The organism is Shimia sp. MMG029, assembly GCF_027947445.1.
GTDB lineage: Bacteria > Pseudomonadota > Alphaproteobacteria > Rhodobacterales > Rhodobacteraceae > Shimia.
Genome location: NZ_JAQJIM010000003.1, coordinates 123,561 through 145,807 on the forward strand (window position 1 = coordinate 123,561; position 22,247 = coordinate 145,807).

Sequence of the window (22,247 nt, forward strand, 5' to 3'; positions counted from 1 at the left end):
CAAACCTGAGGGTTACGCCGGAAAAATCAACCCATTGCGCCTTACAGAGTGCGGACGGGTGCTTTCATGGTTACCAGTTCTTCCGACATGGTCGGATGCACTGCTACAGTCCGGTCGAAGTCTTCCTTGGTCGCGCCCATTTTTACGGCAATGCCCGCAAGCTGGATCATCTCACCGGCACCAGGCGCGACGATGTGACAGCCCAGAACCTTGCGCGTCGCCTTGCTCACGATCAGCTTCATCAACACGCGCTCCGCACGTCCGGCAAAGGCCTGCTGCATGGGCTTAAAGCTCGTTGCATAGACTTCAATCGGCTCCTGCTCCGCCGCTTCCTCTTCGCTGAGGCCCACAGTGCCCATTTCAGGCTGCGTGAAGATGGCGGTTGGGATCAGCTCATGATCCACGGTTGTAGGATTGCCTTTGAACACCGTTTCCACAAAAGCCATGCCCTCGCGGATCGCAACAGGGGTGAGGTTCACCCGATCCGTCACATCGCCCACGGCAAACACAGACGGCACACCGGTTTGACTGTAGTCATCAACAACCACTTCACCTTTGCGGCCAAGCGTCACGCCGATCTCTTCCAGCCCCATGTTGTCGGTGTTGGGCGCGCGCCCGGTGGCAAACATCACCTGATCAAACAACCGCTCATCCCCATTGGTTGCCTTCACCCAGATCTTGTCGCCCTCTTTGCGCATTTCCAAAACGTTGGTGCCGCAATGGATGTCGACGCCACGCTGGCGCATTTCTTCAGCGACCAGACCACGGGCTTCATCATCAAAGCCGCGCAGAATTTGCGCGCCGCGATAGAACTGGGTGGTCTTCACGCCAAGGCCATTCATGATGCCTGCAAACTCGCTGGCAATATAGCCACCACCCACAATCAGAATGCTCTCTGGCAGCTTATCCAAATGGAAAATCTCATTGGAGCTGATGCCCAACTCTGCGCCCGGCAAATCTGGCCATACAGGGCGGCCACCCATGGCCAGAAGCACATGTTTCGCGGTTTTCCGCGTGCCATCTGCGAGCTCGACCGTGTGCGCATCCACCATTTTGGCCCGCTGATCAAAGCTCTCAACACCACTGTTTTTCAAAAGGTTGCGATAAATGCCCTCAAGTCGGTCAAGCTCCGCATGCAGCTTTGTCTTGAACGCATCCCAGCTGAAGTCACCCGCCTGAATGTCCCATCCATAAGCCTGTGCATCCCCAACCATACCGGAGTATTCAGAGGCAAAAACCATCAGCTTTTTGGGCACACAGCCGCGGATCACACATGTGCCACCATAGCGGTCTTCTTCGGCGAGTGCGACTTTCACACCTTCCGCGGCGGCGACACGCGCAGCCCGTACACCACCGGAACCACCGCCGATGACAAAGAGATCATAATCAAAGGACATGATAAGCCTTTTTGTTAGTCCACGAGATCCGTGAAAAGATTGTCTGTTTCTGCGAAGTCGAGCATCGCTTCTTCGATTGTTCCGGCATTGATATCCCGCACTTCCACGCGCCCGTCGCCATAGCCAACAACAACAGCGTCACAGATATCGATAAAGAGACCATTTTCAACCACACCCGGCATTTGATTGATGGCCAAGGCGAGCTGTCGGGCATCGCCAATTCGGTTAAGGTGCAAATCAAGAATATGATTGCCCTCATCGGTCATGAAAGGCGAGGCACCGTTCATCCGCAGCGTGCTCGCACGCCCCAGAACGTCCATGCTCACAAGGGTTTCCTCGATCAATGCCTGAGTGGTCTGCCAGCCAAACGGCACCACCTCCAGCGGCAGAGGGAAAGCGCCCAGTGTTTCGACCTCTTTGCCAACATCGGCGATCACAACCATTTGATCAGATGCCGTGGCGACGATCTTCTCCTGCAGCAGGGCACCGCCCCCGCCTTTGATCAGGTTAAGATCCGCATCAAATTCATCTGCCCCGTCAATCGTCACATCCAGCCATTTGGCTTCGTCAAGACTGACGACCTCGATCCCCACTTCCCGCGCAAGCTCCGCCGTGCGTGTGGAGGTTGGCACACCTTTGATGCGCAGCCCTTGATCACGCACCATTTCACCAAGGCACCTCACGAGCCATGCCGCCGTCGATCCGGTTCCCAAACCAACGCGCATGCCATCTTCAACATAGTCAGTGGCGCGTTTGGCGGCGACAAATTTCGCCTTATCAATGGGCGACAACTCTCCGGTCATTGCGACAACTCCCTGCAACCTTTGCAGCTTTATAGGAAAGTTGGCCGCCGGGGGCGAGAGCCGATTGCTCTAAATTCCGCTCAATGCGGCGCATTTCATCGTTTGATTGCTCATATATCGCGCATCAAGGCAAGCGCGACGTTGACCTTGGCGGCGCTGCGTGTTTCCCATCGGAAACGTCGCTTTTGCGCAGCGCCCACGCGGCAAGCCCGGATACAACAAACAAATGACAGAGACCTTTTGCCTACACTACGCACCAGACAACGCTTCGCTGATCGTTCGGCTGGCTTTGGAAGAGCTTGGCCTGTCGTATCAAACCACCCTTGTGGATCGGCGCACCAATGCGCAGCGCGCACCCGCCTACCTGACATTGAACCCGAACGGCACAATTCCGGTACTGGAAACCCCAAACGGCGCTCTCTTTGAAACAGCCGCGATTCTTATGTGGCTCTCAGAACAAACAGATTCACTGGCCCCGGCCGTCAACACCCCACTGCGTGCGCCGTTCCTGAAGTGGATGTTCTGGTGCTCAAACACCTTCCAAATTGATCTGCGGCATTTCTTCTATCCCGAAAAATTCATCGGCGAAGACCCCCAGCATCAAACACAGCTGCGCAGCATATTCAGACAACGCCTGCAAAACGATCTGAGCATCTTAGAGGCAGGCATGTCGCAAGCCCCCGGTTTGGCAGGGGGCGCAGCCCCTACACTGCTCGATCTCTATATTCCCTGCCTGCTACGCTGGACAAAACTCTACGCCGACCTGCCAGAGCACCGCTGGTTTGACATAAACCGCTTCCCCACGCTCCTACAAATCTGTGAGCGTGCAGAAACCCGCGAAAGCACGCGGGCCGCGCAACGCGCCGAAGGCCTCGGCCAGACACCGTTTACCAACCCCTCGCTAGCCACACCGCCAGAAGGATCTGCCACCTGATGTTTCTCTCTGTCTTTGATATGTTCAAAGTGGGCGTTGGCCCTTCTTCTTCGCATACGATGGGTCCAATGGTTGCCGCCGCGCGCTTTCTTGACCTGCTGCGCGCCTCCCCCTTTGACGCACACGGCCTGCGCGCCAGCCTCCATGGCTCGCTCGCATTTACCGGCGTCGGCCATGCCACAGATCGCGCAACCATTTTGGGGCTCGCGGGCTTCCTTCCCGACAGCTACGACCACGAAAAGGCAGAATCCGCGCTGGAAAAGATTCGGACAACGGGGCATGTCCACCCCGAGGGCCTGCCCCCACTGGCATTTGAGCCCCGCGAAGATCTCAAATTTGACTTTGGCCCCAACCTGCCCGGCCATGCAAATGGCATGATCCTCATGGCCACTGACGCACAGGGGGACGTGATCCTTCAAGAAACCTACTACTCGATTGGTGGCGGCTTTGTCCTGACCGAAGGCGAACTCGAAGGCGGCGCAGCCACCGATGAAGGTACTCCAATCCCCTACCCGTTCAAATCAGCCGCTGAAATGCTGGAGATGGCAGAACACTCTGGCAAATCAATCGCAGAGATGAAGCGCTCAAACGAGATCGCCCGCGGCTGCACAGAAAGCCTCAACAAAGGCTGCGCGCGCATCTGGCAGGTGATGAACGACTGCATAGAGCGCGGCCTCACCACCGACGGCACGTTGCCCGGCGGCCTCAACGTGCGCCGCCGCGCCAAGGGCATTCATGACGCCCTACAGGCAGAACGCGGAATGAATCTTGTTGCGCCTCACACCATCAATGACTGGATGAGCGCCTATGCCATGGCGGTGAACGAAGAAAACGCCGCAGGTGGTCAAGTCGTGACCGCCCCAACCAACGGCGCCGCGGGCGTAATGCCCGCTGTGATCCGTTACTGGCTGGATCATGTGCCCAGCGCCAGCGCCAGCCGCGTCGAAGAATTTCTGCTCACCGCTGCCGCGATTGGTGGGCTTGTGAAATTCAACGCCTCCATATCCGGTGCCGAGGCAGGTTGTCAGGCTGAAGTGGGCTCCGCCTCTGCAATGGCAGCAGCAGGTCTCTGCGCCGTCATGGGCGGCACACCAGAGCAAGTGGAAAACGCCGCCGAAATCGCGCTGGAGCACCACCTCGGCATGACCTGTGATCCGGTCAAAGGTCTGGTTCAGGTGCCCTGCATTGAACGCAATGGCCTCGGTGCGATCAAAGCCGTCTCAGCCGCCTCCCTCGCCCTGCGTGGCGACGGCCACCACTTTGTGCCGCTGGATGCTGTGATTGAAACCATGCGCCAGACAGGCGCGGACATGCATGAAAAATACAAAGAGACGTCTCTGGGCGGACTTGCCGTCAACGTGCCCAACTGCTGAAGACGCGCGGGCCGCACATCTCAAGACCTGAGACCGGCGCCCGCGCATACTGCACGTCTACGGATTGGCAAAGACACATCCATCCGAAATCAGCTCGGGCGGCGTGACACACAACGCCCTGGCAACCTCAAAGGCGGCCAAAACCTTGGGCACATAGGCGCGCGTCTCCGCAAAGGGCGGCACGCCCTCGTGGGTGGCAATCGCGTTTTCCCCTGCGTTGTATCCCGCCAAAACCAAAATGGGATCTCCCGCGAATTTCTCCATCAGGAAATCCAGATACCGGATCCCCCCGCCAATATTGTCAGCCCCGTCAAACGCATCTGACACATCAAAGCGGGCCGCCGTGGCTGGCATCAACTGCATGAGCCCCTGTGCGCCTGCCGTGCTTTCGGCCTCCGCATCCCCGGCACTTTCAACCGCAATCACGGCAAGCGCCAATGCGGGCGAAACCTGCGTGCCGATGGATGACAGCAAAATATCGACGCCGTAGGTCTGTGCAATTCCTTGCAAGGTTGCCAACCTCGGCGTGGCCAACCGCTGCCCTTCCGGAGGATTGGACAAACGCATCAAAGCGGGCTCCAATCGGCCCGGCCCACTCGCAGACACGTCAGGCGACACATCCGCCCAGAACCATTCCAGCGGCTGCGCGCGCGGCCCACTCGGCGCAACGCCGCCACCAATCCCCGCCGTGGGCGCTGTGGCCACGTCTGGTGCGTCTGGTGTGATTTGAACCGTAATGCGCTTTGCCTGCCCCGCTGTGGGCGGCTTTACACGCTTGGCAGAAAAGTCTGGAAAGGGTTTCGGCCCCTCCGCACTCACAGCGGTCGCGACTCCTGCAAAAATCATCAGCGCCAAACACGCCGCTCGCCCCAAATAAACCATTTCGCAATCCTGCTCGCGGTACTTTCTTGCGAGTCTCGCAAATTTTGCCAGATCACACCAGTTTTAGACGCTTGATTCCGTCCAAATGACGCGGGATTCGCTCTACAAACACCCTTTCAAAACTGTAAGGGCCGCGGTGGTTAATTTTTTTTACAATTAAAAACAATAAGTTAATTCGACATCTCCAAGGATTCCCAGATGGTCCAAAATGGAGCCACTTGCGCCCAATTCCCGCCCCAATCCGCCAACATATTGCTCTCATACCAAGTTGGGATGGCGCAGGAGAGAGCGCCGACAAAGATCCGACAAGGTGGCACAAACATTTAGATCCTTTGGAGGGACACAACATGATCAAGTTCATCAAGAACTTCCGCAACGACGAAGACGGCGCCGTAACTGTAGACTGGGTTGTTCTGACTGCAGCCGTTGTCGGTCTGGCAATCGCAGCCTTCACTGTAATCGAAGGCGCAACAGCAGACCTGACAGGCGACGCAAACACCGCCCTGACAACCGACGCGGACGCGAACTCCAATGCCGCATTTGGCATCACCAACTAATCAGATCGCCAAACTCAGAAGCGAAGAGGCCCTTAAGGCAGTTTGCGTCTGAGTTCCTCGAACACTTTTTTACAGGAGCAATCCAATGATCAAATTCATCAAAAACTTCCGCAACGACGAAGACGGCGCCGTAACTGTAGACTGGGTCGTTCTGACCGCAGCCGTTGTGGGCCTGGCGATCGCAGCCTTCACTGTAATCGAAGGCGCAACAGCAGACCTGACAGGCGACGCAAACACCGCCCTGACAACCGACGCTGACGCGAACTCCAACGCCGCATTCGGCATCACCAACTAATCCCACGGAAGACCCGCGGGCCGGCACACCAAAGGGTAGCCACCGCCTGCGTTCTTCTAAAACTCTGTTGGCCGGAGTAGTCCAATGATCAAATTCATAAAGAACTTCCGAAAAGACGAAGACGGTGCTGTGACTGTTGACTGGGTCGTGTTGACCGCAGCTGTTGTGGGCTTGGCTATCGCCGCTTTCACTATAATTGAAGGCGGAACAGCTGACATTACGGCTGACGCATCTGCGCGCTTGGGGACAACCGATGCAGACTCCACCGCAGCGTTCGCTGACGAATAGGGTTACACCTTTCAGAGTTGAGAGGCGCCGTTTTCGGCGCCTCTTTGCATTTACAGGCCAGGCATTTACGGGCTGGCGTAACCGGATATTTGATGCTCCAGCCTGAAAGAATGGAATGCGGTCAGTCTGCTTGCCCCTCCGGCAAAACAAGCTGGATTGACGTCTGACGATCAAATCCCCCGATCTAAATCCAGGCAAAACCCAAGGCATCCAATACATCAGCAAGGCCACGAAACCTGTCATTTGGTACCCTGAATTCGCCACATTTGGACAGCATGTTTGGCAAGGAACCGGTCTGCGCACTTGAAAACGCAGACCCAAACACGAGGTGGGAACCATGCGCGCTCTTTTTGCAGGCGTTTTGCTTTTTGGTCTTGGGATCGCAGGATTCGCAGTCTACATGGCGCAAAACTACATCAAAGAAATCGACAAACAGGCCGAGCTGGCTCGCAAAAATGCGCAGCCGGATATTGAACTGGTCGACGGATTTACTGTGGCACGCCAGATGAAATTCGGTGAAAAACTCGCTCTGAAAGATGTTCGGCGGGTGAAATGGCCAAAGGCGGCCATTGTCGACGGGATGTTCACAGATCCTGAGGTACTTTTCCCCGATGGCGACAACAAACAACGCGTGATCTTACGCACCATGGAAAAGGGTGAGGTGCTGATCGCGGCAAAGCTCACCGAACCAGGACAGGAAGCGGGGATTCGCTCACGCCTCGCGGAAGGCGAACGTGCCTTTACAATTCGTGTGGATGTGACCAGCGGTGTCTCTGGCCTGCTACGCCCCGGCGACAGCGTGGATGTCTATTGGACAGGGCGCGTCGAAAATGATCGCTCAAACCGCGGCGAGTTCACCAAACTTATCCAACCAAACGTCAAATTGATCGCGGTGGATCAGTCCGTAAACGAAGAGATGAAGGGTGGAGGCATTGCACGCACGGTGACGGTTGCAGTCACAACGGAAGAGGTTCCAGCGCTGAACTTCGCCCAGAGCTCCGGCCGCCTCTCGCTTTCGCTTGTTGGCGCTGGCGACGATACTGTCGCAGAGGTGATCGAAGTAGACCAAAGGCGTCTTCTTGGTATCGAAGATGCGCCAGTCCAAGAAGTACAAGAAGTCGTTCAAGTTGAGCCTGAACGTGTATGCACGATCAAGACACGCAAGGGCGGCACCGTCTCGACCATTCCAATTCCCTGTACGAATTGACGCGTCTCACGCTTGCAAACAAAGAAAGGGCACCACACTGTGGGTGCCCTTTCTTTTTGACCTGACTGTGTTTCGCATCTTTGTCTGTGTCGGCAAATACACAGCTCAAAACATCAAAAAAGCAACGAAAGTCATTGATTCTTGCAATAAACTCTCAACTAGCGCACACTAAGCTCAATAGTGGGCAAAAGACCCGCAAACTGAGGCGTGATCGAGAGGCAGGTCACAATGACAATGAAAAGACTATTTGGCGCGGCCCTGCTGGGCGTCGCCATCGGGGTTTTGCCATTTGTGGCACCTCCTTCTGCCGAGGCAGAAACTTTACGCGTGCTGCGCAGCGGCACGTCATCAACGCTTGGCGTTCCGATGAACCGCGCAGTTGTGGTGGAAAGCGAAGTACCCTTTGCGGAACTATCGATTGCCAACCCGGCCATCGCGGATATCTCATCGCTGTCTGACCGTACCATTTACGTATTGGGCAAATCTCCGGGGCTGACAACGCTGACCTTGCTGGATGCAACCGGAAAGCTCATCACCAACGTGGAAGTGCGTGTCGCGCCGGATCTCAGCGAATTCAAAGAGCGTCTGAAACAAATCCTGCCCAACGAAACAATCGAAGTACGCACCGCCAACGATGGCATCGTGCTTTCAGGAACAGTCAGCTCCGCACAGCGCTTGCAACGTGCACTTGATTTGGCCGAACGCTACGCACCAGAGCGTGTCTCCAACCTGATGGTAGTGGGTGGCGTTCAGCAGGTCATGTTGAAAGTGCGCTTTGCTGAAATGCAACGCAGCGTCTCCAAAGCACTCGATTTTGGATTGAACGGCGTCAAAGATGGCTCACGCCGCTTTGGTACAAGCAACTTTCTTGCACCGCTCAACGAAAATGGGCAGGTGCCTTTGAATGCCGGCACTTTTGGCGCTGGCACTTTCAGCCTAGACATCGGCGCGTTTGAAATCGAAGTCCTCCTTCAAGCTCTTGAAAGCAAAGGGCTGACACGTACTCTGGCGGAACCGAACCTTTCCGCGCTTTCAGGCCAAGAAGCGAAATTCCTCGCAGGCGGTGAATATCCAGTGCCCGTCGCACAGGATGACGGCGAGATCACAGTTGAGTTCAAACCCTTCGGTGTAGAGCTGAACTTCATCCCCCGCGTGGTGGACGGCGATGTCATCAATCTGGAGCTTGCGACCGCTGTATCCGCCATCGACAATGCCAATGGCTTTACCAACAACGGCCTCACCATTGCTGCATTCACTCGGCGCGAAGCCTCCACAACAGTTGAGTTGCGCGATGGGGAAAGCTTTGCGATCGCTGGCCTGCTCGAAGACGACTTCCGTGACAACAACTCGCAAGTTCCATGGCTTGGCGATGTGCCGGTTCTGGGCACCCTGTTTCGCAGCGCGGACTACAACCGCTCTCAGTCAGAACTGGTTGTGATCGTAACGGCGCATTTGGTCACCCCAACACGCGGCGATGCACTTGCGCTGCCCACTGATCGGGTCAAGCCACCAACGGAACAGGAGCTCTTCCTGTTCGGTCACACAACCGGCAATGTGAAAAAACAACGCGGCGCAGCAGCTGAGGTCGCCAAACAAGACTTCACCGGCTCTTATGGCTACGTGATGGATTGAGGGAAGGATTCGCAATGTTGAAAAGAATCATAGCCCTGTCCGCACTCTTGGTGTCCGCCTGCTCTGATGGAGACAACAGCGCGGTGCCCTCCTGGTTCCGCGAAGCGGGCTCCGTCGTTGACAGCGGCACATTTGGCTCAGCAACCGTCAACAATCTGGGCATTCAAAACGGTGAGCGCAGCTATGCATTGAGCTTGGCAAATCGCTTTGCAGAAGAAGTGCCCGATATGGTCAACTTCGACTTTGACAGCGCAACACTTGATCCGCAGGCGCGGTCCATCCTGGATTTGCAGGCCAACTGGATCAAACAGTTTCCGGAAGTGCGCTTCAAAGTCTATGGCCACACCGATGCTGTCGGCTCAAGCGCTTACAACAAACAGCTCGGCCTGCGCCGCGCGCGCGCTGTTGTGTCCTATCTAAGTGCTCAAGGCATTGACCGGGACCGGCTTGAAGCCGTGGTCTCTCTGGGCAAAACGCAGCCGCTGGTCGTGACCCAAGGGCGTGAACGCCAAAACCGCCGCACCGTTACCGAAGTCACCGGATTCGTGGATCGCCATCCAACGGTGATGGATGGTAAATACGCGCAAATCATCTATCGCGACTATATCGCCAGTGCGGTTGCGGCCCCGGGTATCGAAGGTCTCACATCCTCAGGTGGTGGCGAGTAGGAAGCATTCCACAACCTCAAAACACTATTTCTCAAAAACCGGCCCCTGTTGGCCGGTTTTTTTGTGGAAACACTCCCTCCATATCCCGCACATCGTCGCACAATTCCGCACAATTTCGGCTTTTTGGCCCCAATGTTGCCCCAGTTGGGAAAGATGTTGGGGACCAAGGCAAGGTGCGTCTGCGTGGAATCACAGCACCTGGGATGAAACACATCCACACGCAAAGAGGTGGGCACCTCTAAAGAATGACACGCGCTTTTGGCGCCAGTGAACTAGAGGCAAAAAAATGAGTAGCGAGCCGCTGCAAACAGATCAAAGTCCAATCTTGGCATGTACGATTTGCCGAGACGTGCAGAATTTTGAACTGTTGATCGTCGACATGGAAGAGGCACTAGGGGAACAGTGGGGTGACCTGAGCTTCGAAGACGCGATTCCCTTCATGGAACAGCCGGACGCCGCACATCTTGAATTCATCGTTCTGGCCATTGACGACATGGATGAGGACGCGCTCGACGATCTCAGCGAAATCATCACAGAGGCGCGCAATCGCAAAATCCGCACCCTGCTGATCGCCGAAGACGTGACACCAGCCTCCCTGCATCACCTCTTGCGGCAAGGAGCGGATGAGTTCATCCCCTACCCTCTTCCACCCGGTGAGTTGCAAACCGCCATTGAAAAACTGCGCGCTGTGTCTCAGCAAAGCGAAGTCAAGCAAACGCCGCATGTCACCTTGTCTGCAAGCCAAGAATCTCGCGAAGGCGTGCTGATCGCCGTGCACGGGCTGGCAGGCGGCACGGGGGCAACAACCCTTGCCACAAACCTTGGCTGGGAACTCGCCTCAATCAAGGACAATGCGCCAAGCGTGTGCCTGATCGACCTCGACCTTCAGTTCGGCACAATGTCCACCTATCTGGATTTGCCCCGCCCGGATTCGGTTTTCGAACTGATCACCGACACCGAAAGCATGGACAGCGACAGTTTTGGACAGGCGCTTCAAACCTACGAAGACACTCTGCACGTCCTCACCGCCCCGGCGGACATCATTCCCCTCGACTTGGTCGGGCCAGCAGACATAGAGCGCGTGCTTGAAATGGCGCGCAAACACTACGACTACGTGATTGTTGATATGCCCTCCACGCTTGTGCAGTGGTCCGAAGTGGTGCTTCAGGCGGCGCATATTTACTTCGCCACAATGGAAATCGACATGCGTTCTGCGCAAAATGCGATGCGCCTCAAACGCGCCCTTCAAGCCGAAGATCTGCCATTTGAAAAGCTGCGCTATGTGATGAACCGCGCGCCGAAGTTTACCGATCTTGCAGGTAAGAGCCGTGTGAAACGTTTGGCAGAAAGCCTCAGCATTTCGATCGATCTGCACCTGCCTGACGGCGGCAAGCAAATTGTGCAAGCCTCTGATCATGGGCAACCACTGGCCGTTTCCGCAGCGAAAAACCCGCTGCGCAAGGAAATCGCCAAACTGGCCGCCAGCCTGCACGCCCTCGATCAATCTGACGAAAAAGCCGCTTAAAAAGGGATCAGCCCATGTTCTCCCGATACAAGAAAGCTGACGCCAAACCGAGCGCGGCCGTCGCTCAAAAAGCGGCAGCACCCCAGCAACCAACCACCAAGACTGAATCGCAGGCGTCCGCGCCAACCGCTGCGGTGGATGCTAAAAAGGTCATGCGTCGCCCTATGGCGCAGGCGGCAGGCGAAGTGGCGGCGGGTGACAAGGAGCGCCGACGCAAGGAACGCTTGGGTGAAATCAAACTGGAACTTCACCGCGAGCTTCTCGACAATTTGAACCTGGCCGCGCTGGACAAAGCGTCTGAGCGCGAATTGCGCGCAGAGATCACGGCAATCGCTACAGAAGTGCTGCAGGAAAAAGCCATCGTTTTGAACCGCGAAGAGCGGTCAACGCTGTTTCAGGAGCTCTATGATGAGGTCACGGGCCTCGGTCCTCTGGAAACCCTGCTGCAAGACGAAACCGTCAACGATATTCTGGTCAACGGTCCCAAACAGATCTTTGTGGAGCGCGCAGGCAAACTCGAACTCACCGACATCGTGTTCAAAGACGAGCGTCACCTGCTGCGCATCATCGACAAAATCGTCTCTGCCGTGGGTCGTCGCGTTGATGAATCCAACCCTTATGTGGACGCCCGTTTGGCGGATGGCTCCCGTTTCAACGCCATGGTGTCGCCGATTGCGGTGGATGGCTCGCTGGTGTCCATTCGTAAGTTCAAAAAAGACAAACTCGGCATCGACGATCTGGTGCGCTTTGGCGCGTTTTCCGAAGAAATGGCGGCCTACCTTCAGGCCGCCGTGGCCACCCGCCTCAATGTGATTGTGTCTGGAGGTACTGGCTCCGGGAAAACCACCACGCTCAACGCGCTCAGTTCATTTATCGACAACGCCGAACGCATCCTGACAATCGAGGATACGGCGGAACTTCAGCTGCAACAGACTCACGTTGGCCGGATGGAAAGCCGCCCGCCAAATGTGGAGGGCAAAGGCGAGGTTTCCCCACGCGACTGTCTGAAAAACGCCCTACGGATGCGCCCGGATCGCATCATCGTGGGCGAGACCCGTGGCGAGGAAGTGATCGACATGTTGCAGGCCATGAACACCGGCCACGACGGCTCCATGACCACGATCCACGCCAACAACGCGCGCGATGGTATCTCCCGTCTGGAAAACATGATTGCCATGGCCGGGATTGAAATGCCGATCAAAGCGGTCCGCAGTCAGATTTCCTCGGCTGTGAACCTGATTGTACAGGCGTCACGTCTTCAGGATGGCTCACGTCGCATGACCTCGATCACGGAAATCACCGGGATGGAAGGGGATGTGATCTCAATGCAGGAAATCTTCCGCTTCCAACGCACGGGGCTCACACCAGAAAACAAAATTATCGGCCACTTCACGGCCACAGGTGTGCGCAGTCACTACTCAGAACGTTTCCGCCTCTGGGGCTATGACCTGCCACCTGAAATCTACGAACCGTCTGCGGGGTAAGACGACATGCCATTCTCACCCGAACTTATCGTATATGGTCTGATCTTTGTCGGCGTCTTTGTCTTGGTCGAAGGCGCCTACCTGACCATCTTTGGGAAATCGATCAGCCTCAACAGTCGCGTCAATCGACGCCTGGAAATGCTCGAAAAGGGCGGCAAACGCGAAGAAGTGCTGGACCAGCTCCGAAAGGAGATGAAGCAACACAGCGAAAACCGCGGCATTCCACTCTACTCGCTTCTCGCAGAAAAAGCGCAGAAAGCCGCCATTGCCTTCACGCCTCAACAGCTCATGATGATCATGGTGCTGGTGTCAGGCTTTGCCTTTGCGGGCCTCAGCGTGGGGACTGAAACCGGCATGCTCACCCGTATCGCCATAAGCGTGATGATGGGTGTCGGAGGAGTGTACGGCTGGGTCGCCATGAAAGCAGGCAAACGCATTGCCCTAATCGAAGAACAGCTGCCCGACGCCATCGAACTGATGGTGCGCAGCCTGCGCGTCGGCCACCCGTTCACCTCAGCCATTCAGATTGTGTCCAGAGAGATTGAGGATCCGCTGGCCACCGAATTTGGCATCATCTCGGATGAGGCCGCCTATGGGCGGGATATCGGAGATGCGCTCAAGGACATGGCCGAACGTCTGGACATGCAGGATTTGCGCTTTCTCTCTGTCGCGGTGACCATTCAACAGCAATCCGGCGGCAACCTCGCAGAAATCCTCGCAGGTCTGTCCAAGGTGATCCGTGCGCGCTTCCGTCTCTTTCGCCGCGTGAAAGCGATCACAGCAGAGGCCAAATGGTCTGGCAACTTCCTATCGGCTTTCCCCGTGCTCGCACTGATCGCCATCAATGTGATGGATCCCAACTACTATGACGACGTGAAGGATCACTGGCTCTACATTCCTGGCTGTATCGCTGTGGGGGTCTTCTTGGGTTTGAACCTGATCGTCATGAAAATTCTGACCAACATCAAAGTTTAAGGAACGCTTGAAATGACAACGATGGAAGCCCTGAACTTGATGCTGTCCGACATGCTCGGGCCACAAGGTCCACTGATCGCGGTTCTGGTACTTGGCGGGTTCTTTGCCTTGCTGCTTTACACAATGGCGGCCGCCCGCAGAGATGACCCCATTGAAAAACTCAAGCGCGCGCAAAACGCAGGCGCAAAAGCATCAGACAGCCAGCAAGAGAAACTGCGCCGCAAAGGCGCCAACGCCAAACTCGACAAATACAAAGCGTTCCTTGAACCCCAAAGCGAAGAGGAACTGAGTTCTGTACGCCTGAAACTGATGCAGGCCGGCTATCCATCGCGCGATGCCGTGCGTGCTTATCACTTGGCGCAATTTCTGCTTGGCATGGGCGGGCTGGCCCTTGGTCTGAGCTACTATCTCTTTGTCAAAAAGACGCCGGAATCCACGGCCACAGACATGATCATGTGGGTGCTTGGACCGGGCGGCGCTGGGTATCTGCTGCCCAAATACTGGGTCACCCGTCGCGTCGAAGAACGCAAAGAAGAAATCACCGCAGGCTTCCCCGACAGCCTGGACATGATGCTCGTCTGCGTTGAGGCTGGTCAGTCTCTGGACCAATCTATCGTACGCGTCGCAGCCGAGTTGCGCGCCTCTTATCCGGCATTGAGCCAGGAGTTTCAGATCGTCGCGCAGGAAATGAAAGCGGGTAAAGACAAAACCCAAGTGCTCTCTGACATGGGTGAACGCTGCGGCGTGCAAGACGTGTCGTCTTTCGTTACGGTTCTCATTCAGTCTGCCACCTTTGGTACGTCAATTGCCGAAGCCCTGCGTGTCTATGCGGGCGAAATGCGTGACAAACGCGTGATGCGCGCGGAAGAGGCGGCAAACAAGTTGCCAACAAAGATGACATTGGCCACAATGATGCTCACAGTTCCGCCGTTGTTGATCATTCTGGTCAGCCCTTCCGTGATCGGGATCACGCAACTCGGCTAATAAGGCAAACGAGCAATCACAATGACAGGTCTTAGGGCTTACGCCCTGATCGCTGCAGTAACATTTTCATTGGCCGCCTGTGATACGGGCGGCCTTGGTGCGTCCAAAGACAGCCCCTATGCCCCCAGCGTTGATCGTTCCGAAGCTGCGGTCGATGGTCTGCTCGTCGGCTGGCGCTTGATGGAGGCAGGCGAATATGAGCTCGCGATGGATGCGTTTGTGCGGGCTGGTCTTGAGCACGGGCGCACGCCTGAAGTGATTTCTGCCGCAGGCAGCGCAAACCTCGCCATGGGGCGCCTGGGGCAGGCGGAAAGCCTGCTGCGCGAAGCGGCTGGCGCAGACGAAACAAATCCCGCCACATGGAACAACCTTGGCATCGTACTCATCGAACAACGCAAGTTTGTCGAAGCTGAACAAATCTTGCGAAAGGCCTACGCGCTCGACAATGGCGAAAGTGACGCAATCCGCGATAATTTACGCTTAGCGCTCGCAAATTCGAATCATTCCGGCTATGCTGGCGAAAATCCACAAGAATATAAGTTGGTTCGACGGGGCAGCAGTGACTATCTCATCCGTCAGACACCGTAGGTAAGGCACGAGCAGCAAAAGGACGCACAAATGCGCCACACTGTGTTGGGGACGTTATGTTTTGTGAGCATCGCCGCATTGGCAGCTTGCTCAGATACGGATCAGGAAAGCGTTGAGCGCGCCATTCAGGATGTGAACGCGGTTGACGAAAGCAACCTGTCAGATGTGATGCTGACAGTGGCAGACCCCAACGAGGGGATCTCCTACTTCCAGCGCACGTTGAAAGACAATCCCGACCGCATCGACATTCAGCGTGGTCTGGCAATTTCGTATGTACGCGCAAAGCGTTACACCGAAGCTGTGCCAGCTTGGTCCCGTGTCACCAAACACAAAGACAGCACCGCAACCGATCTGGTTGATCTGGCGGATTCCCAAATTCGTGCGGGCCAGTGGGACGCGGCAGAAGAAACACTCAACAGCATTCCCCCGACCCACGAGACCTTCAAACGGTATCGCCTCGAAGCCATGATCGCAGACAGCAATCAGGATTGGAATCGCGCCGACAGTTTCTATGAAATTGCAGTTGGTCTGACCACGCGCCCCGGCGGCGTTATGAACAACTGGGGCTACTCCAAACTGACCCGCGGCGATTATGCAGAGGCTGAGCGCCTGTTTGGCGAAGCCATCCGTCAGGACAGCACGCTGTTCACCGCCAAAAACAACATGGTGCTCGCACGTGGTGCGCAACGCAAATACACCCTGCCTGTCATTCCCATGGTTCAGACTGAACGCGCGCAGCTTCTGCACACGCTGGCGCTGTCGGCGATCAAACAAGGGGATACGGAAACCAGCAAGGTGCTGCTGCGCGAAGCAATTGAAACGCATCCACAGCACTTTGAGGCTGCCGTCCGCGCCCTGAATGCGCTCGAAAACAGCTAAGGCGCACACAATATGCAGGTTTCCAGCAGCTTTGCGCTCCTGTCGCTGATCTTGGCGCTGCCGATCTGCCTGTATATTTTCTATGCGGACATGAAATTCAAACGGATCAGTAACAAGGCCGTCTGGGCCTTGTTCGCCGTTTTCGTGGTCGCTGGCCTGTGCACACTTCCCCTCATGGAAATGGCATGGCGCTTTGCCAATTACGCCGTGGTATTTGCCATCCTATTTCTGATGTGGATGTTGCGCCAGATGGGCGCTGGAGACGTCAAAATGGCCGCTGTGGCAGCACTTTTTGTGGATCGTGCAGATGCGGCAGATGCGTTGTGGCTTGCCTTCGCCTGCTTGATCGCGGCCACCTTTGCCACTCTGATCGTGCGCTTTTCGCCACTGCGCAATTTGGCACCGGATTGGGCCGCATGGCGGCTGAAACCCTCAACAGACGGCGTATCGGTGGGCAAAGGAAACCAAATGACCCTACCCATGGGCACAGGCATCGGGCTGATGCTCTGCACCTATCTGCTGCTGGGCGCGCTTTAAGCCAGGCGCAAGCTTCACCATCCCGGCCCGAAGCGGCCCAAAAAACGCCACCTTTTGATTGTCTATGAGATGGAAACAGCAGTGGGGCCATACGTGGCCCGATCAGGAGTGTTCCAGTCATGAACATGCACACCACCAATGTGATGGCCCCGCCCGCCCCCAAGCGGCTCGAAGACATGCAGCTGCCCGTCGTCATGATGCGGGATATTTTGCTGAAAACCATCTTCCGCAAAAATGTCGATATGGTCACAGACATCTCCAAGGCCATCTGTCTGCCAGTCGCGGTCACACAACAGCTGGTGGATTTGGCCCGGGAACAGAAACTGCTGGAAGCCACCGGCACACTGAATGCCAACAGCGGCAATGAGATGGGCTATCAGTTGACCGATGCGGGCAAAACCCGCGCCATGGATGCGCTGGCCCAATCCGAATACTTCGGCGCCATGCCAGTACCGCTGGATGTCTACCGCGAACAGGTCAAACGCCAGTCGATCCGCAATATCCAGATCACCCGTGACCAGCTGACCAATGCCATGGGCCATCTTATTTTGCCCCCCACCCTGCTCGATCAGCTTGGCCCAGCCGTGGGTTCAGGCCGTTCCATTCTGATGTATGGCCCTCCGGGCAACGGTAAGTCCTCAATTTCAAACGGCATTCGCGACGCGATGGGGGATAAGGTCTATGTGCCACACGCCATCGAATACGCAGGTCAGGTCATCACCGTTTATGACCCGATTGTGCACTCCGCAGCCGAGGCCGAAGAGCAGGACATGTCCAGCTTGCGCCGCACCGCCCGCTTTGACAGCCGCTATGTCAAATGCGACCGCCCCACGGTGATCACGGGGGGCGAGCTGTCCCTCAACATGCTGGATCTGGTCTACAACCCAACCGCACGCACCTATCAGGCCCCTCTGCAACTGAAGTCCACCGGCGGCATCTTCATCGTGGACGACTTGGGCCGACAGGAAGAGCCGCCGCAAGCGCTGGTCAACCGCTGGATCGTACCGCTTGAAGAAAGCAAAGACATTCTGGCACTGCAATCGGGCGAAAAGTTCGAAGTGCCGTTTGACACGCTGGTGATCTTCTCCACCAACTTCCATCCCAATGAAATCTTCGACCAGGCGGCGCTTCGCAGGATCTTCTACAAGATCAAAATTGACGGACCCAGTCAGGAGAACTTCCTCAAAATCTTCGCACTGGTCGCCAAGAAAAAAGGCCTGCCGCTGGATGAGGCCAGCCTCGTCCATCTGCTGAAAACAAAATACCCCACAATTGACAACACATATGCGAACTATCAGCCCGTCTTCCTGATCGATCAGATCATCTCGATTTGCGAATTTGAAGGCATTCCCTATCAAATGCGCCCTGATCTGATTGATCGCGCGTGGTCCAACATGTTTGTCAAAGACGAACACATCGTAAAGTAAGTCCTCACCCGTGGACCTCGGAAGGGGAGGACAGCTTTGCTGTTCTCTCTTTTTCTTTGCTACGGTTCTCCGTAAAATGGCTGCATGTCACTTCTCGCCAAGATTTTTGCGCTGCCTGTCCGGGCGTATCGCCTGCTTTTCAGCCCATGGGTTGGGTTCAATTGCCGCTATCAACCAACGTGTTCGGCCTATGCGCTTGAAGCGCTCGAAAAACATGGCGCACTCAAAGGAAGCTGGCTAACCCTACGCCGCATCGGGCGCTGTCATCCCTTTGGCAGCTCTGGCTATGATCCGGTGCCCGATGCAAAAGCCTCAAAAAGCTGCGGGTGTTCTAAACCCTAAATTTCGCCGATTTGCGGCCCGCCACACGGCAGCTCTGGACACGCCGCTGGAGTCTACCTAGCGTTGTGGCACACGTATTTTTGATTTGCTTGGAGTTTTTATATGCGAATTTCACATATGCTTGCGGCTTCTGCCGTTGTCGCCCTCACGTCCACAGCCAGCTTTGCTGACAAATTTGTCGGCTATGGTGCCATTGATGGCTGGAACGTGCACATCGATACCGAAAAGAAATCCTGCCTCGTAGAAACCAAAGACGCGCTGGACAACGTCATTCAAATGGGCCTCACCACCGATCGTGGCATTGGCTACATTGGCGTGTTCACCAAAGCTGAAACTGACATCAAACGCGATGACAAAGAAGCGGTTGCCATCAAACTCGGCGATGAGATTTATTTTGGCGAAGCAACAGGCATGCGCGGCAACATCACCAAAGGCTACAGCGGTGGCTATGTGCTGACAGACAACCCAGCTGTTTTTGAGGCTATCGCGCGCGAACAGACCATGTTTGTTTTCCCTGAAAAACACTATGGCTTCACAGTGGATCTGACAGGCACTGCAAAGGCGCTCAATCTTGCCCGCAAGTGCAATGCAGAGCAGACCCAGTAACACATGCTGCGGTCGACGGGCCGTGGTCTAAAGGTTAACAAAGGGCTGCCTTAACGGCGGTCCTTTTTTCATTCTGTCCCCTCAAAATAGGCCCTCCGCCGCCCATAAACGCTCAAAGACTGGCCTTTTTGACACGATCAAATGCCGCTTTAAAGAAGTCTTGCCCTTTGCTCAATTATCGTCTTGCGCCACACGACTCGCCTGTGGATAACTTTGGGGACGATTGACCTTTGCAAAAGACTTCGCATAAGGCGCACATGCTTGATGACCTAGATGATATTCACCCGCTCTTTCACGGCGCGCCTTCTTCGACCAGTTTCAAGAAGTTGCGCAAACGAATCGTACGGCAAACCCGCGAGGCAATCGAACAATACGGCATGATCGAACGCGGCACGCGTTGGCTTGTATGCCTCTCCGGCGGCAAAGATTCCTATACCCTGTTGGCTGTGTTGCACGAATTGCAATGGCGCGGCTTGCTGCCAGTTGAGCTTCTGGCCTGCAATCTCGATCAGGGACAGCCTGGGTTTCCCGCCACCGTTTTGCCAGACTTTCTGGAGCGCATGAAAGTGCCCCACCGCATCGAATACCAAGACACATATTCGATTGTGAAAGACAAAGTTCCGGCCGGGCGCACCTATTGTGCATTATGTTCAAGGCTGCGTCGCGGCAATCTCTATCGCATCGCGCGCGAGGAAGGCTGCAGTGCCGTCGTATTGGGCCACCATCGCGATGACATTCTCGAAACCTTCTTCATGAATCTGTTTCATGGCGGGCGTTTGGCCACCATGCCCCCTAAATTGGTTAACGAAGAGGGCGATCTGTTCGTCTACCGCCCGCTTGCGCATGTGGCCGAAGAGGACTGCGAAAAGTTCGCGAATGCCATGAATTATCCGATCATTCCATGTGATCTCTGCGGCTCGCAGGATGGGCTACAACGCCAGCAGGTAAAACAAATTCTGGATCAGTGGGAGGCCAATAGCCCGGGGCGGCGTCAGGTTATGTTCAAGGCCCTGACCAACATCAGGCCCAGCCATATGATGGATCCGAACCTCTTCGATTTTGCGGGATTGATGCGTGATCCGATAAAATTTGAACAAAACTCCGACAGTATTCCTAAGCTGCGTTAACGGATCACTTAAGAGAATCGATGAGAGTAGTCCGAGTTTTATTACCGCATAGGGAACGTCAAATGCAGTCAAGGCTGGGACATCTCATCGGCTCTTTTCGGGTATTTTTCGCTCAGGAGTCGGTGTTAAGACGCGCTGTTCCGCTTGTGATCCCAGCCGTGACTCTCGTGTCTTGGCTGGCGTTTGGGGAACTGGGCCTGCTGATCTGTGCCTTCTTGCTGCCCTTGCCGTTCTTGGCGTTCTCTCCCTTTTCTGAAAGCTCAAAACGCCGCTCTGCCAACGAAGTTGACGGCCTGACGGGCCTGCTGACCTCTGCTGGCATCGAACGCAAGATGCAAGACAAGCTGGAAACGCTGCAACAGGATGGCCGCGTCACCGCCTGTTTCTCGATCAAGATCGACAATTTCGCGCGCCTGCGTGAAAACCACGGGGACCAAGCCGCAGAGGACGTGCTGCGCAATGTCGCCAACCGTCTGAAGAGTGCGCTGCGGTCTGGCGATATGGTCGCGCGCGCGGGCGACGCCGCCTTTATCGTTGCGCTGGAGCCTGTGGCCTATGTGGATGTGGAAAGCGGCATTCAGATGGCCACGCGTTTCCAGACCGCGCTGGAAGAACCCATTCCACTGCAAATGGCATCCATCTATGTAAGCGTCTCCGTTGGCTTTTGCTTGTCCTCGCGGCTTAACAACCCAAGCGCATCAGCCATGGTGCAAGCCGCCGATATGGCGATGAACGAGGCGCAGTTGACCGGGGCTTCAAACATCCGCGCCTACTCAACTGACATGGGCCGTAAGGTTATTTCCCGCCGCAAAACCCAGAGCGAGGCCGCACGTACCCTTCAACGCGACCAAATTCGTGCGTGGTTTCAGCCGCAGGTCTCCACTGACACCGGCCTTGTGACCGGGTTTGAGGCGCTGGCACGCTGGGACCATCCAGAGCGTGGCATTCTTGCGCCTATTCAGTTTCTCGACGTGCTTCAGCAAACCGGGCAGATGAGCCAGCTTGCCGATTTGATGCTGCGCCAATCTCTTGATGCACTGCGCGCTTGGGATGACGCGGGCTTCAATGTGCCTGCGGTGGGCGTGAACTTCGCCGGCGAAGAACTGCGCAGCCCCACACTTCGGGAGCGTATCCAGTGGGAACTTGACCGCACGGAGTTGCAGCCCGAACGCCTCGGCATTGAAGTGCTGGAAAGCGTTGTGGCCGGCGCGCCTGACGATATGGTCGTGCGCAATCTTGAAGCAATCTCTGCCCTGGGCTGCTCCGTCGATCTGGATGATTTTGGCACTGGACATGCGTCGATCTCTTCTATCCGCCGTCTTCCTGTCAAACGCATCAAGATTGACCGCTCTTTTGTCACCAATGTGGACCGCGATCAGGAACAACAACGCATGATCGCAGCAATTGTGACCATGGCGGAGCGTCTGGGCCTCGAAACCCTGGCCGAAGGGGTCGAGAACTCCTCCGAACATGCGATGCTGGCGCAACTGGGCTGCTCGCATGTGCAAGGTTACGGCATCGCGCGCCCCATGCCCTTCCACGAAACCCTGAAATGGATGACTGCCCATCAGGAGAAAATCGGCCCTGCCCTGCAGATTGGCAACAAACCGTCCTAAGCGCGCGCACTGTTCCAATTGTCCCGACCGACACGCACTGTCAGGCCACGAACCGGCAGCTTTGGACCGTTTACAGTCGAATCCCCTTGACCTTTGCCCCCCACCTCTGTTGAACCTCCCC

General features: G+C 56.0%; 23 protein-coding genes. 20 read left to right on the plus strand and 3 right to left on the minus strand.

Annotated features, from left to right (window positions below):
• Positions 1-41: 41 nt before the first annotated feature.
• Positions 42-1,397, minus strand: a complete 1,356-nt coding sequence (gor, locus tag PJL69_RS09950) for a glutathione-disulfide reductase (RefSeq protein WP_271309517.1) — start codon at positions 1,395-1,397, stop codon at positions 42-44.
• Positions 1,398-1,411: 14 nt separating this feature from the next.
• On the minus strand, positions 1,412-2,200 hold the full coding sequence (rpiA, locus tag PJL69_RS09955) for a ribose-5-phosphate isomerase RpiA (RefSeq protein WP_209098690.1): 789 nt from the start codon (positions 2,198-2,200) through the stop codon (positions 1,412-1,414).
• Between the two features lie 226 nt (positions 2,201-2,426).
• Between rpiA and PJL69_RS09960 the strand changes: the two genes are divergently transcribed.
• Entirely contained in the window at positions 2,427-3,134 is a 708-nt protein-coding gene (locus tag PJL69_RS09960) for a glutathione S-transferase family protein (RefSeq protein WP_271309518.1), read from the plus strand.
• Positions 3,134-4,507, plus strand: coding sequence for an L-serine ammonia-lyase (locus PJL69_RS09965; RefSeq protein ID WP_271309519.1), 1,374 nt, complete (start codon positions 3,134-3,136; stop codon positions 4,505-4,507). Before PJL69_RS09960 ends, PJL69_RS09965 begins: the two co-directional genes overlap by 1 nt.
• Positions 4,508-4,564: 57 nt before the next feature.
• Here the strand turns inward: PJL69_RS09965 and PJL69_RS09970 are convergent, their stop codons facing one another.
• The gene (locus tag PJL69_RS09970) at positions 4,565-5,389 is read right to left on the minus strand and encodes a lytic transglycosylase domain-containing protein (RefSeq protein WP_441347473.1); all 825 of its coding nucleotides are present in this window, start codon (positions 5,387-5,389) and stop codon (positions 4,565-4,567) included.
• A 347-nt stretch (positions 5,390-5,736) separates the two neighbouring features.
• On the opposite strand from PJL69_RS09970, the gene PJL69_RS09975 reads away from it, so the two are divergent.
• The 18 genes from PJL69_RS09975 to PJL69_RS10060 all read left to right on the plus strand — a co-directional run bounded on the left by PJL69_RS09975 (position 5,737) and on the right by PJL69_RS10060 (position 22,126).
• Complete coding sequence (locus PJL69_RS09975) at positions 5,737-5,946, plus strand: Flp family type IVb pilin (protein ID WP_271309520.1); 210 nt, start codon at positions 5,737-5,739, stop codon at positions 5,944-5,946.
• Between the two features lie 85 nt (positions 5,947-6,031).
• Entirely contained in the window at positions 6,032-6,241 is a 210-nt protein-coding gene (locus tag PJL69_RS09980) for a Flp family type IVb pilin (RefSeq protein ID WP_271309520.1), read from the plus strand.
• 84 nt (positions 6,242-6,325) lie between these two features.
• On the plus strand, positions 6,326-6,529 hold the full coding sequence (locus tag PJL69_RS09985; protein WP_271309521.1) for a Flp family type IVb pilin: 204 nt from the start codon (positions 6,326-6,328) through the stop codon (positions 6,527-6,529).
• A gap of 337 nt (positions 6,530-6,866) precedes the next feature.
• Complete coding sequence (gene cpaB / locus PJL69_RS09990; RefSeq protein WP_271309522.1) at positions 6,867-7,736, plus strand: Flp pilus assembly protein CpaB; 870 nt, start codon at positions 6,867-6,869, stop codon at positions 7,734-7,736.
• A gap of 228 nt (positions 7,737-7,964) precedes the next feature.
• Positions 7,965-9,368 carry a type II and III secretion system protein family protein gene (locus PJL69_RS09995; protein WP_209098702.1) on the plus strand — a complete coding sequence of 468 codons (1,404 nt, stop codon included), beginning with the start codon at positions 7,965-7,967 and terminating at the stop codon, positions 9,366-9,368.
• 14 nt (positions 9,369-9,382) lie between these two features.
• Positions 9,383-10,036: an OmpA family protein gene (locus PJL69_RS10000; protein ID WP_271309523.1), complete on the plus strand. Its 654-nt coding sequence runs from the start codon at positions 9,383-9,385 to the stop codon at positions 10,034-10,036.
• Positions 10,037-10,322: 286 nt separating this feature from the next.
• Positions 10,323-11,561 (plus strand): AAA family ATPase, encoded by a 1,239-nt coding sequence (locus tag PJL69_RS10005; RefSeq protein ID WP_271309524.1) that lies wholly within the window; start codon positions 10,323-10,325, stop codon positions 11,559-11,561.
• A 14-nt stretch (positions 11,562-11,575) separates the two neighbouring features.
• Positions 11,576-13,045, plus strand: a complete 1,470-nt coding sequence (locus PJL69_RS10010; protein WP_271309525.1) for a CpaF family protein — start codon at positions 11,576-11,578, stop codon at positions 13,043-13,045.
• 6 nt (positions 13,046-13,051) lie between these two features.
• Positions 13,052-14,020, plus strand: a complete 969-nt coding sequence (locus PJL69_RS10015; RefSeq protein WP_271309526.1) for a type II secretion system F family protein — start codon at positions 13,052-13,054, stop codon at positions 14,018-14,020.
• A gap of 12 nt (positions 14,021-14,032) precedes the next feature.
• Complete coding sequence (locus PJL69_RS10020) at positions 14,033-15,004, plus strand: type II secretion system F family protein (RefSeq protein WP_271309527.1); 972 nt, start codon at positions 14,033-14,035, stop codon at positions 15,002-15,004.
• A 21-nt stretch (positions 15,005-15,025) separates the two neighbouring features.
• A complete protein-coding gene (locus PJL69_RS10025; protein ID WP_271309528.1) occupies positions 15,026-15,592 on the plus strand; it encodes a tetratricopeptide repeat protein in 567 nt (188 codons plus the stop codon).
• 30 nt (positions 15,593-15,622) lie between these two features.
• Positions 15,623-16,471: a tetratricopeptide repeat protein gene (locus tag PJL69_RS10030; protein WP_271309529.1), complete on the plus strand. Its 849-nt coding sequence runs from the start codon at positions 15,623-15,625 to the stop codon at positions 16,469-16,471.
• A 12-nt stretch (positions 16,472-16,483) separates the two neighbouring features.
• The gene (locus PJL69_RS10035; RefSeq protein WP_209098718.1) at positions 16,484-17,008 is read left to right on the plus strand and encodes a prepilin peptidase; all 525 of its coding nucleotides are present in this window, start codon (positions 16,484-16,486) and stop codon (positions 17,006-17,008) included.
• A gap of 119 nt (positions 17,009-17,127) precedes the next feature.
• Positions 17,128-18,435 (plus strand): ATPase, encoded by a 1,308-nt coding sequence (locus PJL69_RS10040; RefSeq protein WP_271309530.1) that lies wholly within the window; start codon positions 17,128-17,130, stop codon positions 18,433-18,435.
• 84 nt (positions 18,436-18,519) lie between these two features.
• On the plus strand, positions 18,520-18,777 hold the full coding sequence (gene yidD, locus PJL69_RS10045) for a membrane protein insertion efficiency factor YidD (RefSeq protein WP_271309531.1): 258 nt from the start codon (positions 18,520-18,522) through the stop codon (positions 18,775-18,777).
• 102 nt (positions 18,778-18,879) lie between these two features.
• Positions 18,880-19,383, plus strand: a complete 504-nt coding sequence (locus PJL69_RS10050; RefSeq protein WP_271309532.1) for a hypothetical protein — start codon at positions 18,880-18,882, stop codon at positions 19,381-19,383.
• Positions 19,384-19,640: 257 nt separating this feature from the next.
• The gene (ttcA, locus tag PJL69_RS10055) at positions 19,641-20,510 is read left to right on the plus strand and encodes a tRNA 2-thiocytidine(32) synthetase TtcA (protein ID WP_271309533.1); all 870 of its coding nucleotides are present in this window, start codon (positions 19,641-19,643) and stop codon (positions 20,508-20,510) included.
• A gap of 158 nt (positions 20,511-20,668) precedes the next feature.
• Positions 20,669-22,126: a putative bifunctional diguanylate cyclase/phosphodiesterase gene (locus PJL69_RS10060; RefSeq protein WP_271309534.1), complete on the plus strand. Its 1,458-nt coding sequence runs from the start codon at positions 20,669-20,671 to the stop codon at positions 22,124-22,126.
• Positions 22,127-22,247 lie beyond the last annotated feature (121 nt).

Bases quoted from the DNA above. Each gene is read 5' to 3' on its own strand.
- gor (WP_271309517.1), bottom strand. From the start codon at position 1,397: ATGTCCTTTGATTATGATCTCTTTGTCATCGGCGGTGGTTCCGGTGGT.
- rpiA (WP_209098690.1), bottom strand. From the start codon at position 2,200: ATGACCGGAGAGTTGTCGCCCATTGATAAGGCGAAATTTGTCGCCGCC.
- PJL69_RS09960 (WP_271309518.1), top strand. From the start codon at position 2,427: ATGACAGAGACCTTTTGCCTACACTACGCACCAGACAACGCTTCGCTG.
- PJL69_RS09965 (WP_271309519.1), top strand. From the start codon at position 3,134: ATGTTTCTCTCTGTCTTTGATATGTTCAAAGTGGGCGTTGGCCCTTCT.
- PJL69_RS09970 (WP_441347473.1), bottom strand. From the start codon at position 5,389: ATGGTTTATTTGGGGCGAGCGGCGTGTTTGGCGCTGATGATTTTTGCA.
- PJL69_RS09975 (WP_271309520.1), top strand. From the start codon at position 5,737: ATGATCAAGTTCATCAAGAACTTCCGCAACGACGAAGACGGCGCCGTA.
- PJL69_RS09980 (WP_271309520.1), top strand. From the start codon at position 6,032: ATGATCAAATTCATCAAAAACTTCCGCAACGACGAAGACGGCGCCGTA.
- PJL69_RS09985 (WP_271309521.1), top strand. From the start codon at position 6,326: ATGATCAAATTCATAAAGAACTTCCGAAAAGACGAAGACGGTGCTGTG.
- cpaB (WP_271309522.1), top strand. From the start codon at position 6,867: ATGCGCGCTCTTTTTGCAGGCGTTTTGCTTTTTGGTCTTGGGATCGCA.
- PJL69_RS09995 (WP_209098702.1), top strand. From the start codon at position 7,965: ATGACAATGAAAAGACTATTTGGCGCGGCCCTGCTGGGCGTCGCCATC.
- PJL69_RS10000 (WP_271309523.1), top strand. From the start codon at position 9,383: ATGTTGAAAAGAATCATAGCCCTGTCCGCACTCTTGGTGTCCGCCTGC.
- PJL69_RS10005 (WP_271309524.1), top strand. From the start codon at position 10,323: ATGAGTAGCGAGCCGCTGCAAACAGATCAAAGTCCAATCTTGGCATGT.
- PJL69_RS10010 (WP_271309525.1), top strand. From the start codon at position 11,576: ATGTTCTCCCGATACAAGAAAGCTGACGCCAAACCGAGCGCGGCCGTC.
- PJL69_RS10015 (WP_271309526.1), top strand. From the start codon at position 13,052: ATGCCATTCTCACCCGAACTTATCGTATATGGTCTGATCTTTGTCGGC.
- PJL69_RS10020 (WP_271309527.1), top strand. From the start codon at position 14,033: ATGACAACGATGGAAGCCCTGAACTTGATGCTGTCCGACATGCTCGGG.
- PJL69_RS10025 (WP_271309528.1), top strand. From the start codon at position 15,026: ATGACAGGTCTTAGGGCTTACGCCCTGATCGCTGCAGTAACATTTTCA.
- PJL69_RS10030 (WP_271309529.1), top strand. From the start codon at position 15,623: ATGCGCCACACTGTGTTGGGGACGTTATGTTTTGTGAGCATCGCCGCA.
- PJL69_RS10035 (WP_209098718.1), top strand. From the start codon at position 16,484: ATGCAGGTTTCCAGCAGCTTTGCGCTCCTGTCGCTGATCTTGGCGCTG.
- PJL69_RS10040 (WP_271309530.1), top strand. From the start codon at position 17,128: ATGAACATGCACACCACCAATGTGATGGCCCCGCCCGCCCCCAAGCGG.
- yidD (WP_271309531.1), top strand. From the start codon at position 18,520: ATGTCACTTCTCGCCAAGATTTTTGCGCTGCCTGTCCGGGCGTATCGC.
- PJL69_RS10050 (WP_271309532.1), top strand. From the start codon at position 18,880: ATGCGAATTTCACATATGCTTGCGGCTTCTGCCGTTGTCGCCCTCACG.
- ttcA (WP_271309533.1), top strand. From the start codon at position 19,641: ATGCTTGATGACCTAGATGATATTCACCCGCTCTTTCACGGCGCGCCT.